The organism is Streptomyces sp. GB4-14 (genome assembly GCF_022696125.1).
Lineage (GTDB): Bacteria > Actinomycetota > Actinomycetes > Streptomycetales > Streptomycetaceae > Streptomyces > Streptomyces werraensis.
Window position 1 is genome coordinate 3,206,650 of sequence record NZ_RZHO01000002.1, and the last position, 14,026, is coordinate 3,220,675.

The window sequence follows — 14,026 nt, forward strand, 5'->3', positions numbered from 1 at the left end:
TGACGTCCCTGTGGACTACTTCTTCTCGACCGCGTGGCCGCCGAACTGGTTCCGCAGCGCCGCGATCATCTTCATCTGCGGCGAGTCCTCCTGGCGCGAGGCGAACCGCGCGAACAGCGAGGCGGTGATCGCCGGCAGCGGGACCGCGTTGTCGATGGCGGCCTCCACAGTCCAGCGTCCCTCACCGGAGTCCTGTGCATAACCCCGGAGCCCGTCGAGGTGCTCGTCCTCGTCGAGGGCGTTGACGGCCAGGTCGAGCAGCCAGGAGCGGATGACGGTGCCCTCCTGCCAGGAGCGGAACACCTCCCGGACGTCGGTCACCGAGTCGACCTTCTCCAGCAGCTCCCAGCCCTCGGCGTAGGCCTGCATCATGGCGTACTCGATGCCGTTGTGGACCATCTTCGCGAAGTGGCCGGCGCCGACCTTGCCCGCGTGCACCGAGCCGAAGTCGCCCTCCGGCTTGAGGGCGTCGAATATCGGCTGCACCTTGGCGACGTCCTCCTTGGAGCCGCCGTACATCAGCGCGTAGCCGTTCTCCAGGCCCCAGACGCCGCCGGAGACGCCGCAGTCGACGAAGCCGATGCCCTTGGCCGCCAGCTCCGCGGCGTGCTTCTCGTCGTCGGTCCAGCGGGAGTTGCCGCCGTCCACCACGACGTCGCCGGGCTCCAGCAGCTCGGCCAGCTCGTCGACGGTGGACTGGGTCGGCTCACCGGCCGGCACCATCACCCACACCACACGGGGACCGCTGAGCTTGCCCACAAGCTCCCGCAGGCTGTGGACGTCGGCGAGGTCCGGGTTGCGGTCGTAGCCGAAGACGGTGTGGCCTGCGCGGCGCAGCCGCTCGCGCATGTTGCCGCCCATCTTGCCGAGACCGACGAGACCGAGCTCCATCAGATGTGTTCCTTAAGGTTGCGACGGGACGTGACGGCACTTGCGTACCGGCGTCCGAGCCTAAACCCGGACGCTCGCGCACATCTGTGGGCATACGCGCTCACACGCCCGTCCCCACCTGCGGGTTCGCCGCGGGCAGCGGATCAGCCGCTGAGCCGCACCGGCATGATCAGGTACTTGTAGGCCTCGTCCGCCTCCGCGTCCATCGCCGGGCGGCCGCTGAGCAGCGCCGGCTTGGTGGACGTGGTGAACGACAGCTGGGCCACCGGGGAGTCGATGGCGCTCAGGCCGTCCAGCAGGAACGTCGGGTTGAAGGCGATGGAGATGTCGTCGCCCTCGAGCTGCGCGTCGACCCTTTCCACAGCCTGTGCGTCGTCGCTGGAACCGGCCTCCAGGATCAGCACGCCCTGCTCGAAGCTCAGCCGCACCGGGGTGTTGCGCTCGGCGACCAGGGCCACGCGCTTCACGGCCTCCACGAAGGGGGCGGTCTCGATGACGGCGACGCTGTTGAACTCCGTCGGGAACAGCGTGCGGTACTTCGGGAGGTCGCCCTCCAGCAGACGCGTGGTGGTGCGGCGGCCCGCGCCCTCGAAGCCGATCAGGCCCTCACCGGCGCCGGAGCCGGACAGCGCCAGGATCACCTGGTCGCCGCTGGTCAGCGCCTTGGCCGTGTCCAGCAGGGTCTTGGCGGGCACCAGGGCGACCGCGGAGGCCTCCGGGTTCTCCGGCTTCCACAGGAACTCGCGGACCGCGAAGCGGTAGCGGTCGGTGGAGGCCAGCGTCACCGTGTCGCCCTCGATCTCGATGCGCACACCGGTGAGGACGGGCAGGGTGTCGTCGCGGCCGGCCGCGATGGCGACCTGCTGCACGGCGGAGGCGAAGACCTCGCCGGGGACCGTGCCCGTGGCGTTCGGCATCTGCGGCAGGGCCGGGTACTCCTCCACAGGCAGTGTGTGGAGCGTGAACCGCGAGGAGCCGCAGACCACCGTCGCCCGTACACCGTCCGTGGAGATCTCCACCGGACGGTTGGGCAGGGCGCGGGAGATGTCGGCGAGCAGGCGGCCGGAGACCAGGACCGTGCCCTCCTCCTCGACCTCGGCCTCCACCGACACGCGGGCGGAGACCTCGTAGTCGAAGCTGGACAGGCTCAGCTGGCCGTCGTCGGCCTTGAGCAGCAGGCCGGCGAGGACAGGCGCCGGCGGACGGGCCGGGAGGCTGCGAGCCGCCCAGGCCACTGCCTCCGCGAGTACGTCGCGTTCCACCCGGATCTTCACTGTTGCCGCCTCCTGCTGTTGCCGGCGCTTCTCGCCCTGCCTGGCTTAGTCGTCTGACTCGGTGTCGTCGGCCCCTCCGAGGGGAAGGACACCGGGGTCCAGTCTGACGCACCGCACTGACAGTAGGTGCCCGTCGGGGTCAAGTCGTGACGAGTGGCAGGCGGGGCCGAGACAGCGAGTTGTGCACAGGACCCTCTTCGGAACGAATTCCTCGCTCTCTATGGTCGGGAGTAGTAGTAGGGCCTGTGGATACCGTGGATAACCGCGTTTGTGCAGCTCAGCGCCGGTTTTTTGTCCACGGGACCTGTGGGCGGGGGCGGTGGACAACCGGGCCTCACTGTGGAGAACGGAAAGTTCTGCACATCCCGTGCACAGGGGAGGCCGAGTTCTCCCCAGACGCGTCCCCAGGTTTGAGCTCCTTTCCCACAGCCCCCTTCGGCAGCTCGATGTGACGGCTTTCACTCGGGGCGGTGAGCAGGCGCGTCGCGTTGCCGAACAGTGGACAGTCATGTGGAGAAGCGCCCGATCACTGGGGACAACCGCCCGCAGCCTGTGGGAAGCCCGTGGACAACTTGATGCACAGGCTGTGGATCATCGCGTCGTCCACAGTCTGTGGAGATCGTTCGTCCACGGATCCACAGGCAGGTGACCTGCGCAGACAGCTTCTCACCAGGGGAGGCTGTGGACGGTGTCGGGACAACTTTCCGGTCCCCAGCGTGTGGACGGGAAAAAGTCGCCGAATCTGTGGAGGAAGGCCGTAACCGGCGGCGGAAATCGAACAGCGCGCTGGAACCGGCGTCGTGGATCGCGCCTCCGGGATGCGTGGGTCAGGCACCCGGAGGTCATGGGAGAGCATCCGGAGGCCGTGGGGAGGGCATCCGGAAACCAAGAAGGGCGCTCCCGGATCTCTCCAGGGGCGCCCTCAGGCGTGCGTGCGGCCGTCAGCCGGCCTTGATGCGGTTGGTCAGCTCGGTGACCTGGTTGTAGATGGACCGCCGCTCGGCCATCAGATTGCGGATCTTCCGGTCGGCGTGCATCACCGTCGTGTGGTCGCGCCCGCCGAACAGCGCGCCGATCTTCGGCAGCGACAGATCCGTCAGCTCACGGCACAGGTACATGGCGATCTGCCGGGCGGTCACCAGCGCACGGCCGCGCGAGGTGCCGCACAGGTCCTCGACGGTGAGCCCGAAGTAGTCGGCGGTCGCGCTCATGATGGCCGTCGAGGTGATCTCGGGGGCCGAGTCGTCGCCCCCGGGCATCAGGTCCTTGAGGACGATCTCCGTGAGCCCCAGGTCCACCGGCTGCCGGTTGAGCGACGCGAAGGCCGTCACCCGGATCAGCGCGCCCTCCAGTTCGCGGATGTTGCGCGAGATCCGGGAGGCGATGAACTCCAGCACCTCCGGCGGGGCGTTGAGCTGCTCCTGCACCGCCTTCTTGCGCAGGATCGCGATGCGCGTCTCCAGCTCCGGCGGCTGGACGTCGGTGATCAGGCCCCACTCGAAACGGTTCCGCAGCCGGTCCTCCAGCGTCACCAGCTGCTTGGGCGGCCGGTCGGAGGACAGCACGATCTGCTTGTTGGCGTTGTGGAGCGTGTTGAACGTGTGGAAGAACTCCTCCTGCGTCGACTCCTTGTCCGCCAGGAACTGGATGTCGTCGACGAGCAGGATGTCCATCTCGCGGTAGCGCTTGCGGAAGCTGTCGCCCTTGCCGTCGCGGATGGAGTTGATGAACTCGTTGGTGAACTCCTCGGAGCTCACGTACCGCACACGCGTCCCCGGGTAGAGGCTCCGCGCGTAGTGCCCGATGGCGTGCAGCAGATGCGTCTTGCCGAGGCCCGACTCCCCGTAGATGAACAGCGGGTTGTACGCCTTCGCCGGCGCCTCCGCGACGGCCACCGCGGCCGCGTGCGCGAAGCGGTTGGAAGCGCCGATGACGAACGTGTCGAAGAGGTACTTCGGGTTCAGCCGGGCGGTCGGCTCGCCCGGACCCGTCGCCGGGGCCGGCTGCGCCGCCAGGGGGCCGGGCGCGCCGGTCGTCGGCAGGTTCGGGCCGACCGGGCCGCCCCGGTGGACGTGCCCCGAGCCGGGCGGCGGCTCGGGCAGGTCGCGGCGGCGGTCGTCGCGCTGGTCGTAGTCGCCGCGGGACGCCTCGTACTCGGAGCGCTGGTCGTAGGACGGGCGCTCCACAGGCTGGGGACGGTAGTCCTGGGCGGACGGAGCGCCGTACGAGTCCGAGCCGTACGAGTCCTTGGTCCCGTACGGATCCTGCGATCCGTACGCGTCCTGCTGCGAGGAGCCGTACGCGTCCTGGGACGGCGAGGCGTACGGGTCGCGGTCGGGGAAGCCGAGCCGTTGCTGCTGCCAGCCGTAGTCGTCCTGGGAGGGGCGCGGCCAGGAGCCGGGCTCGGGTCGCTGGTACTCCGACGGATACGCGGGGCGCGCCGAGGGCAGCTGGTCGTCCGGCCGGCCCTGCTGCTGGTCGCCGCGGCGGCGGTCGTACCCGCCGTACGGCTCACGGTCCTGGTACGGCTCGCGCTCCTGGCGGTCGCGGTGGTCCGGACGCTCGCGGTGGTCCTGCCGCTCCGGGTGCACGGAGGGCAGCTCCGGCTCCTCGTAGCGCGGCTGCGGACGGGGAGCGGGCGTGGCCGGCGGCTCGCCGGCGGTCTCGTCGACCGTGATGGCGATGCGGATCGGGCGGCCGCACTCGCGGCTGAGGCTCTCGCTGACGACCGGGGCCAGACGGCCCTCGAGCACGCCCTTGGCGAACTCGTTGGGCACGGCGAGCAGCGCGGTGTCGGCGACCAGGGCCAGCGGCTGGCAGCGCCGGATCCAGTGTTCGTCCTTGCTCTCGACACCTTGTCCGCGGCCCTCGCCGAGCAGTTGCTCCAGTACGCGTGGCCACACTGCGGCAAGATCGGCAGGTACGTCAGCCACAGGGCACGCTCTCTCACAGGTCCCTCGATCGTGTGATGCGGGGGACGGGTCGGGATGTAAATCGGGTGGTGGAGGGTCAAGGGAACGAATCGGAGTCCAGTCACGGTAGTCAGCGCGACCGGTACGGTTCAAGTTGTTGTCCCCAGGCTGTGGACAAGTGTCTCCCGACGCCCGTCGGTTTGACCGAATGGCGCAGCCGCGCGTACCGTAACCAGGTCGAGTTGTCGATGGCTGCTGCCGCCTGCCTCCGATGGGCACAGATCGCGCAAGATGATCGGTCAGCGGTGCACTCGGGCGTAACGCGAGCTACTCGTGGGCGCACGGTGACAGCCAGGACGGCACCCCGCAAACACCGATTCTTTCTGGAGCCCCCGAGTGAGCAAGCGCACCTTCCAGCCGAACAACCGTCGTCGCGCCAAGACCCACGGCTTCCGGCTGCGTATGCGCACCCGTGCCGGCCGCGCGATTCTCGCGTCCCGCCGCAGCAAGGGTCGCGCCCGTCTGTCCGCCTGATCCCGATCAGGTCATGACGTCGTGCTGCCCACCGAGAACCGGCTGAGGCGGCGCGAGGACTTCGCGACCGCGGTACGACGAGGACGCCGGGCCGGGCGCCAGCACCTCGTCGTCCATCTTCGTAGCGGTGCAACGGACCCGCATGCGCCTGGGGAGAGCGCTCCCCCGGCGCGTGCGGGTTTCGTCGTGAGCAAGGCCGTGGGCGGAGCGGTGGTGCGCAACAAGGTGAAGCGGAGGCTTCGCCATCTGATGCGCGAGCGAGTCGACCAGCTGCCCCCCGGTAGCCTGGTAGTGGTACGAGCGCTGCCCCCCGCGGGCGACGCCGACCACGCACAGCTGGCCCGAGACCTGGACGCCGCCCTGCAGCGGCTGCTGGGAGGGGGCGCGCGATGAAGTACCCGCTGCTGGCACTGATCAAGCTCTACCAGTGGACGATCAGTCCGCTGCTGGGCCCGGTGTGCAAGTACTACCCGTCGTGCTCCCACTACGGCTACACGGCCATCGACCGGCACGGTGCCGTCAAGGGAACAGCACTCACGGCCTGGCGCATCCTGCGGTGCAATCCGTGGTCGCTCGGCGGTGTGGACCATGTTCCGCCGCGTAAACGTCCGCGGTGGCACGAAATGCTGCGTAACGCCTGGCGCGCACGCAAGGGCGGGACCTCCGCCGCCGAACCGGCCACCGAGGGACAGGCTTCTCCCACAAGTCCTACGAGTCCGTCGGGCCCGGCCGCAGAGACCCCGTCCCATGCCCAAGGAGCATGATTAGTGGACACGATTGCCAGCCTCTTCAGCTTCATCACGACACCTGTCTCCTGGGTCATCGTCCAGTTCCACAGCGTGTACGGCTCCCTCTTCGGGCCTGACACAGGGTGGGCCTGGGGCCTGTCCATCGTGTCCTTGGTGATTCTCATCCGCATCTGCCTGATCCCGCTCTTCGTGAAGCAGATCAAGGCGACGCGTGCCATGCAGACGCTCCAGCCGGAGATGAAGAAGATCCAGGAGCGCTACAAGAACGACAAGCAGCGCCAGTCCGAAGAGATGATGAAGCTCTACAAGGAGACGGGCACCAACCCGCTCTCCTCGTGTCTTCCCATCCTGGCGCAGTCGCCGTTCTTCTTCGCCCTCTACCACGTGCTCAACAGCATCGCCTCGAACGACACCATCGGCGTGATCAACGAGCGACTGCTGGAGAGCGCCCAGAAGGCCCACATCTTCGGTGCCCCGCTCGCGGCCAAGTTCACGGACAGCCCCGAGAAGGTGGAGGCGCTCAACTCGTCGCTGACCGACGTGCGCGTCGTCACGGCGATCATGATCGTCCTGATGTCGCTGTCGCAGTTCTACACGCAGCGCCAGCTGATGACGAAGAACGTCGACACCACGGTGAAGACGCCGTTCATGCAGCAGCAGAAGATGCTGATGTACGTCTTCCCCGTCATCTTCGCCGTCTTCGGCATCAACTTCCCCGTCGGCGTCCTCGTGTACTGGCTGACCACCAACGTGTGGACCATGGGCCAGCAGATGTACGTCATCCACAACAACCCGACCCCGGGTTCCAAGGCTCAGGCCGCCTACCTGGAGCGCCTCTCAAAGCACGTCGCCAAGCACGGCAAGACCCGCAACCGCCGGGAGCGCGCCATCGTCAAGGCGATCGTCGCGAAGGGCCGCGACCGCAACGAGTACGAGCGCAAGTTCATCAACGGGCTGAACAAGGCGGGTCTCGCCGCCCAGACCGACGGCACCGTGATCAAGAGCGAGAGCAGCGCCGCCGCCCAGGCCGAGGGTGGTACGACGACCGCCACCGTCGCCCCGAAGCGGCAGCAGCCCAAGCGGCAGCCCAAGTCCAAGCGCCACCAGTCCGGCGCGGCCAAGCCGGCGGGTGAGCCCACCTCGCTGACCAAGGCCGACGACCCGCAGGACACCAAGCCGAGCGGCAGCAAGGGCAACGCCAAGCCTGCCGGCAACGGCTCCACGCGCAGCAGGGCCCAGTCCGGACAGCGCAAGGGCCCGCAGCGGCCCAAGTCCCCGTCGAAGAAGTAAGAAGGAGTCCATCCCGTGACGGAAGGCACCACCGCGGCCGCTGCCGAGGGCGCAGACACCCTGACCCGCCTCGAGCAGGAGGGCGAGATCGCGGCGGACTACCTGGAGGGTCTGCTCGACATCGCCGATCTCGACGGCGACATCGACATGGACGTCGAGGCCGACCGCGCCTCTGTCTCGATCATCAGTGACACGGGCAGCCGCGATCTGCAGAAGCTCGTGGGCCGTGACGGCGAGGTGCTGGAGGCTCTCCAGGAGCTCACGCGTCTCGCGGTCCACCGGGAGACCGGCGACCGCAGCCGCCTGATGCTCGACATCGCCGGCTACCGCGCCCGCAAGCGCACCGAACTCGCCGACCTCGGCGCCAAGGCCGCGGCCGAGGCGAAGAGCAGCGGACAGCCCGTGCGGCTCGACCCGATGACCCCGTTCGAGCGGAAGGTCGTGCACGACGCGGTCAAGGCGGCCGGCCAGCGCAGCGAGTCCGAGGGCGAAGAGCCGCAGCGCTTTGTCGTCGTGCTTCCCGCCTGATCGGCTCCACCGTTCCACCGGCCCCGTCTGTTGTGCAGGCGGGGCCGCTCTTTGTCAGCCTGGTAGTTCTGGTTCTGGTGTCGGCGCCCCGCGCCGGCACGGTACGGAAGGACGGTCCCCCGTGACGGAGGCAGCGGAGCTTCCCCCCGCGCCCGAGCAGGCCCGTGAGGTGTTCGGTGAACGCTTCGCGGACGCGGTCCGCTACGCCGAGCTGCTCGCCGAGGCGGGCGTGCAGCGCGGTCTGATCGGACCGCGCGAAGTGCCCCGCCTGTGGGAGCGGCATCTGCTGAACTGCGCCGTGCTCTCGGAGGTGGTGCCCGAGGGCGTCACCGTGTGCGACGTCGGCTCGGGGGCCGGTCTGCCGGGCATCCCGCTGGCGCTGGTCCGGGAGGACCTGAAGATCACTCTGCTGGAGCCCCTGCTCCGCCGTACCAACTTCCTGACCGAGGTCGTGGAACTGCTCGGACTGGATCATGTGACCGTGGTGCGGGGACGCGCCGAGGAGGTCATGGGCAAGCTGCCTCCGGTACACGTGGTCACCGCCCGCGCCGTGGCGCCGCTCGACCGTCTGGCCACCTGGGGCATCCCCCTGCTGCGGCCGTACGGGGAGATGCTCGCGCTCAAGGGCGACACCGCGGAGGAGGAGCTGAAGAGCGCCGCCACCGCCCTGACCAAGCTCGGCGCCGTCACCACGTCGATCGTGCACGTGGGCGAGGGCGTCGTGCATCCCATGTCCACGGTGGTGCGGGTCGAGGTCGGGGAGAGCCCCGGCGGTGTGCGCTTCGCCGCCAAGCGAGCCAAGGCCGCCCGCACCGGGCGAGCCCGGCGCCGACGCGGATAGCCGCATGTCCCTCGCCGTGGAGATCGAGGGGTCCCGTACGACGGAGACAGACGTCGGGACGACGCGCCCGGTCCTCGGGGCCGGGCGTACTCCACACAAGCTGCCTCAGCCACACATGCCGGAGTGTCGCGGCAGCGCCGCCTCCGTGGCTGTGCATCGTGTTTCACGTGAAACGTCGCTCACTGCTGCACGGCATCATCAGTCGGGGCCGCGCTGCGGCCGAACCTCGTGAACGAAAGCCTCTGGGCTCCCTCGGCGAGAACTCCGCTCCACGCGAGTCACCTCCCCCCTCACGGGGCACGGAGATGTCCACAGAGGTGGATTTCTCCACAGAACGTCAGGCCTCACTGGTTCGCGACCCCGAAGGCATGGGAGGCTCTGTTCATTGCGAGCCTGAAGTCGAGGAGAGTGAATCCTTGCGGTCCGACGCCAACATCGCGGGACCGATGACCGATCCGGTCCCCGGTCCCCGTACCGAATCGATGGGGGCGGATGTTTCACGTGAAACACCGCCTCCGATGGACGACACTCCCATCGGTCGCGCTGCCCAACTGGCGGTGGAGGCTCTGGGCCGTGCCGGTGAGGGGCTGCCGCGACCCGAGCAGACCCGCGTCATCGTGGTCGCCAATCAGAAGGGCGGCGTCGGGAAAACGACGACCACCGTCAACCTGGCCGCCTCGCTCGCTCTGCACGGTGCCCGCGTCCTGGTGATCGACCTCGACCCGCAGGGCAATGCGTCCACCGCCCTGGGGATCGACCACCATGCCGAGGTGCCCTCCATCTACGACGTACTGGTGGAGAGCAAGCCCCTGGCGGACGTCGTCCAGCCCGTCCCCGATGTCGAGGGCCTCTTCTGCGCCCCCGCCACCATCGATCTCGCCGGTGCGGAGATCGAGCTGGTGTCGCTGGTGGCACGGGAGAGCCGACTGCAGCGGGCCATCCAGGCCTACGAGCAGCCGCTGGACTACATCCTCATCGACTGCCCGCCGTCGCTCGGCCTTCTCACGGTCAACGCCCTGGTGGCCGGCCAGGAGGTGCTCATCCCGATCCAGTGCGAGTACTACGCGCTGGAGGGCCTCGGGCAGCTGCTGCGGAACGTCGACCTGGTGCGGGGCCATCTCAACCCCGCCCTGCACGTCTCGACGATTCTGCTCACCATGTACGACGGCCGGACGCGGCTCGCCTCCCAGGTGGCCGAGGAGGTGCGCACCCACTTCGGGGACGAAGTTCTGCGCACCAGCATCCCTCGCTCCGTCCGTATCTCCGAGGCACCGAGCTACGGACAGACGGTGCTGACTTACGATCCTGGATCGAGCGGTGCTCTCTCGTACTTCGAGGCGGCACGCGAAATCGCGCTGAGGGGCGTCGGCGTCCGGTACGACGCGTCGCAAGCGCACATCGGCGCACAGCAGACTGATCCGAACATGGTGGAGGGCGTGCAGTGAGTGAGCGACGGAGGGGGCTGGGTCGTGGGCTCGGAGCACTGATCCCCGCTGCCCCGACAGAGAAGACGGTGCCGCCCGCCGCATTGGGCGGGACGGCCTCCCCGTCGCCCGCAGCGGTTCCGGTACTGCCGAACGAGCGCGGAGTGGCGGCCGCGAAGGTGGCCACCCTGACTTCTGTTTCACGTGAAACAGGAGACACAGCAGCGGCGAGCCCTTCGGTGCCGACCACGCCGATGGGTGCTCACTTCGCCGAGATCCCCCTCGACGCCATCACGCCGAACCCGCGGCAGCCCCGTGAGGTCTTCGACGAGGACGCCCTGGCCGAGCTGATCACCTCCATCAAGGAGGTCGGTCTGCTTCAGCCCGTCGTCGTGCGGCAGGTGGGCGGCGGCCGCTACGAACTCATCATGGGTGAGCGCCGGTGGCGTGCCTGCCGTGAGGCCGGCCTCGAGGCCATCCCGGCCATCGTGCGTGCTACGGACGACGAGAAGCTTCTCCTGGACGCGCTGCTGGAGAACCTGCACCGTGCTCAGCTGAACCCGCTGGAAGAGGCCGCCGCCTACGACCAGCTGCTCAAGGACTTCAACTGCACGCACGACCAGTTGGCCGACCGCATCGGCCGGTCCCGACCGCAGGTGTCCAACACCCTGCGCCTGCTGAAGCTGTCCCCGACCGTGCAGCGCCGTGTGGCTGCCGGAGTACTGTCCGCCGGACACGCCCGAGCCCTGCTCTCCGTCGAGGATTCCGAGGAGCAGGACCGGCTGGCCCACCGCATCGTGGCCGAGGGCCTCTCGGTGCGTGCCGTCGAAGAGATCGTGACCCTGATGGGCTCGCGACCGCAGAAGGCCCAGCGGTCCAAGGGCCCGCGCGCGGGCGCCCGGGTGTCCCCGGCCCTGTCCGAACTGGCGACACGGCTCTCGGACCGCTTCGAGACGCGAGTGAAGGTCGACCTCGGCCAGAAGAAGGGCAAGATCACCGTCGAGTTCGCCTCGATGGAGGACCTGGAGCGCATCCTCGGCACCCTCGCCCCGGGCGAGGGCCCGGTGCTCCAGAAGAGTCTCGTGGACGAGGACGACACCGAGGACACCGACTCCTGAGGGGTCGCTACGCTCGGCCTGAAAGCCGCCAGGGGCGGACCGTGACCGGTACTTACCGGAACACGGTCCGCCCTTTGCCTTGTGGCGGTATCGGGGGAATCGCTTCATGGATACGATGCGTTCGTATATGGCGCATCCACCCGGCAACACCTCTGAGAGCTAGGCAGGGGCCATGCGAATGACGAGCCGCACCGGACTGATGAGCGCGGGGCTGGGGGTGGGCGTCGTCAGTGGCTTCATCGGCAGCCTGCTCAGAGAACGGAGTGCTCTGATCGCGGCCCGTGAGGCAGCGGGCGAAGGAAGCGAGGAACAGCCTTCATGGGCCGTCGGCTCGTACCGCTCACGCTGGACAACCTTCCGGACCTTCCCCAGCGCTGCCGGTCCTGCGTTTTCTGGGAACTCGACCCGGTCAGCGGCGAAGCAGCGATAAAGGCGGGCACCGCCGCGCTGGAGAAGGAATCCTGGATCTCGGCCGTCCTGCTCGACTGGGGCTCCTGCGGACGCGTCGTCTATGTGGACGAGGTCCCCGTCGGCTACGTCCTCTACGCGCCCCCGGCTTATGTACCGCGCTCCATGGCGTTCCCCACCAGCCCGGTGTCACCCGACGCGGTTCAGCTGATAACCGCGTTCATCCTGCCTGACTACCAGGGACAGGGACTCGGTCGCGTGATGGTGCAGACGGTGGCCAAAGATCTGCTGCGCCGGGGGTTCAAGGCGATCGAAGCCTTCGGCGACGCCCGATGGAAGGAGCCGGCCTGTGTACTTCCTGCTGACCATCTGCTCGCCGTGGGCTTCAAAACCGTCCGCCAGCACCACGCCTACCCCCGGCTGAGACTGGAGCTGAGGTCGACACTCTCATGGAAAGAAGACGTGGAGATGGCGCTCGACCGGCTGCTGGGGGCCGTGCAGAAGGAGCCGGCATTGCGGCCGCTTTGATCCCACTCACACGAATGGGCCGACCCAAGAGGGTCGGCCCATTCGTGTTTCACGTGAAACATGCACCGCCGTGGAGACGGCTCACCGCTTTACTCGGCGATGAAGTCCTCGAGGTCGCGGACAATCGCGGCCTTCGGCTTGGCACCGACGATGGTCTTCGCGACCTCGCCGCCCTGGTAGACGTTCAGGGTCGGGATGGACATGACGCCGTACTTGGCGGCCGTGCCCGGGTTCTCGTCGATGTTGAGCTTGACGACCTCGATCTTGTCTCCGTACTCGGCGGCGATGGCCTCCAGGGACGGAGCGATCTGACGGCACGGACCGCACCAGGCGGCCCAGAAGTCCACCAGGACAGGCTTGTCGCTCTTGAGGACGTCCTGCTCGAAGGAGTCGTCGGTCACGTTCTTCAGGGTGCCGGCCACAGCGGGCTCCTTAATCGTTGGTGCGTGGGGAGAGGGGGTCAGACAGTGGTCTTCTCGGGCTCGGCCTTGTCCTCGTCGGCGAGAGCCGCGAGGAAGCGCTCCGCGTCGAGGGCCGCCGAGCAGCCGGTACCGGCCGCGGTGATCGCCTGGCGGTAGGTGTGGTCCACCACGTCACCGGCCGCGAAGACGCCCGTGACGTTGGTGCGCGTCGAAGGAGCGTCGACCTTCAGGTAGCCCTCCTCGTCCAGCTCGAGCTGGCCCTTGAAGAGCTCGGTCCTCGGGTCGTGACCGATCGCGATGAACAGGCCGGTCACCGCCAGGTCGGAGAGTTCACCCGTCTTGACGTTGCGCAGCTTCAGCCCCGAGAGCTTCTGGTCGCCCAGGATCTCCGCGACCTCGCTGTCCCAGACGAACGAGATCTTCGGGTCGGCGAAGGCACGCTCCTGCATCGCCTTGGAGGCGCGCAGGGTGTCACGGCGGTGGACGATCGTCACCGAGTTGGCGAAGCGCGACAGGAAGGTCGCCTCCTCCATGGCGGTGTCACCGCCGCCGATCACGGCGATGTCCTGGCCCTTGAAGAAGAAGCCGTCACAGGTGGCGCACCACGACACGCCACGGCCGGAGAGGGCGTCCTCGTTCGGCAGCCCGAGCTTGCGGTGCTGCGAACCGGTCGTCACGATCACGGCCTTGGCCTTGTGGACCGTACCGGCGGTGTCCGTGACGGTCTTGATCTCACCGGTCAGGTCGACGGCCACGACGTCGTCGGGAACGAGCTCGGCGCCGAAGCGCTCCGCCTGGGCCCGCATGTTGTCCATGAGCTCCGGACCCATGACGCCGTCCTGGAAACCGGGGAAGTTCTCCACCTCGGTGGTGTTCATCAGCGCACCGCCGGCGGTGACAGCGCCCTCGAACACGAGGGGCTTCAGCGACGCACGGGCGGTGTAGAGCGCCGCCGTGTAGCCGGCGGGCCCCGAGCCGATGATGATCACGTTACGGACGTCGCTCACGGCTGAATTCCTCGTCTCTCGTCTGGCGTCGTTCGACCGGTGGGAGCTTCTTTCGGAACTCTCACCCCACCCAACGGATCCTAAGGGTCCCGCATTCCCG

General features: G+C 68.2%; 14 protein-coding genes. 9 read left to right on the forward strand and 5 right to left on the reverse strand.

Annotation, left to right across the window (positions count from 1 at the left end):
* Nucleotides 1–15: 15 nt before the first annotated feature.
* The 3 genes from gnd to dnaA all read right to left on the reverse strand — a co-directional run bounded on the left by gnd (nt 16) and on the right by dnaA (nt 5,356).
* Nucleotides 16–891, reverse strand: a complete 876-nt coding sequence (gene gnd, locus ELQ39_RS15975) for a phosphogluconate dehydrogenase (NAD(+)-dependent, decarboxylating) (RefSeq protein WP_225626657.1) — start codon at nt 889–891, stop codon at nt 16–18.
* Nucleotides 892–1,034: 143 nt separating this feature from the next.
* Entirely contained in the window at nt 1,035–2,165 is a 1,131-nt protein-coding gene (gene dnaN / locus ELQ39_RS15980; protein ID WP_163090108.1) for a DNA polymerase III subunit beta, read from the reverse strand.
* A gap of 941 nt (nt 2,166–3,106) precedes the next feature.
* Nucleotides 3,107–5,356, reverse strand: coding sequence for a chromosomal replication initiator protein DnaA (gene dnaA, locus ELQ39_RS15985; protein WP_399704155.1), 2,250 nt, complete (start codon nt 5,354–5,356; stop codon nt 3,107–3,109).
* A gap of 117 nt (nt 5,357–5,473) precedes the next feature.
* Here dnaA and rpmH point away from each other — a divergent pair, with 117 nt between their 5' ends.
* The 9 genes from rpmH to ELQ39_RS16030 all read left to right on the forward strand — a co-directional run bounded on the left by rpmH (nt 5,474) and on the right by ELQ39_RS16030 (nt 12,497).
* On the forward strand, nt 5,474–5,611 hold the full coding sequence (gene rpmH / locus ELQ39_RS15990) for a 50S ribosomal protein L34 (RefSeq protein ID WP_003956500.1): 138 nt from the start codon (nt 5,474–5,476) through the stop codon (nt 5,609–5,611).
* 21 nt (nt 5,612–5,632) lie between these two features.
* Nucleotides 5,633–6,004, forward strand: a complete 372-nt coding sequence (rnpA, locus tag ELQ39_RS15995) for a ribonuclease P protein component (protein WP_190004398.1) — start codon at nt 5,633–5,635, stop codon at nt 6,002–6,004.
* On the forward strand, nt 6,001–6,375 hold the full coding sequence (yidD, locus tag ELQ39_RS16000; RefSeq protein WP_078504598.1) for a membrane protein insertion efficiency factor YidD: 375 nt from the start codon (nt 6,001–6,003) through the stop codon (nt 6,373–6,375). Before rnpA ends, yidD begins: the two co-directional genes overlap by 4 nt.
* A gap of 3 nt (nt 6,376–6,378) precedes the next feature.
* A complete protein-coding gene (yidC, locus tag ELQ39_RS16005; protein ID WP_190004399.1) occupies nt 6,379–7,650 on the forward strand; it encodes a membrane protein insertase YidC in 1,272 nt (423 codons plus the stop codon).
* Between the two features lie 15 nt (nt 7,651–7,665).
* Nucleotides 7,666–8,178: a Jag family protein gene (locus tag ELQ39_RS16010; RefSeq protein WP_190004400.1), complete on the forward strand. Its 513-nt coding sequence runs from the start codon at nt 7,666–7,668 to the stop codon at nt 8,176–8,178.
* A 121-nt stretch (nt 8,179–8,299) separates the two neighbouring features.
* Nucleotides 8,300–9,019, forward strand: a complete 720-nt coding sequence (gene rsmG / locus ELQ39_RS16015; protein ID WP_190004401.1) for a 16S rRNA (guanine(527)-N(7))-methyltransferase RsmG — start codon at nt 8,300–8,302, stop codon at nt 9,017–9,019.
* 368 nt (nt 9,020–9,387) lie between these two features.
* A complete protein-coding gene (locus tag ELQ39_RS16020; protein WP_163080899.1) occupies nt 9,388–10,464 on the forward strand; it encodes an AAA family ATPase in 1,077 nt (358 codons plus the stop codon).
* A complete protein-coding gene (locus tag ELQ39_RS16025) occupies nt 10,461–11,561 on the forward strand; it encodes a ParB/RepB/Spo0J family partition protein (RefSeq protein WP_242592404.1) in 1,101 nt (366 codons plus the stop codon). Before ELQ39_RS16020 ends, ELQ39_RS16025 begins: the two co-directional genes overlap by 4 nt.
* A 318-nt stretch (nt 11,562–11,879) precedes the next feature.
* Nucleotides 11,880–12,497, forward strand: coding sequence for a GNAT family N-acetyltransferase (locus ELQ39_RS16030; protein ID WP_225626653.1), 618 nt, complete (start codon nt 11,880–11,882; stop codon nt 12,495–12,497).
* An 89-nt stretch (nt 12,498–12,586) separates the two neighbouring features.
* Here the strand turns inward: ELQ39_RS16030 and trxA are convergent, their stop codons facing one another.
* Nucleotides 12,587–12,919, reverse strand: a complete 333-nt coding sequence (gene trxA / locus ELQ39_RS16035) for a thioredoxin (RefSeq protein ID WP_003991504.1) — start codon at nt 12,917–12,919, stop codon at nt 12,587–12,589.
* Between the two features lie 38 nt (nt 12,920–12,957).
* Nucleotides 12,958–13,926 carry a thioredoxin-disulfide reductase gene (trxB, locus tag ELQ39_RS16040; RefSeq protein ID WP_190004404.1) on the reverse strand — a complete coding sequence of 323 codons (969 nt, stop codon included), beginning with the start codon at nt 13,924–13,926 and terminating at the stop codon, nt 12,958–12,960.
* Nucleotides 13,927–14,026 lie beyond the last annotated feature (100 nt).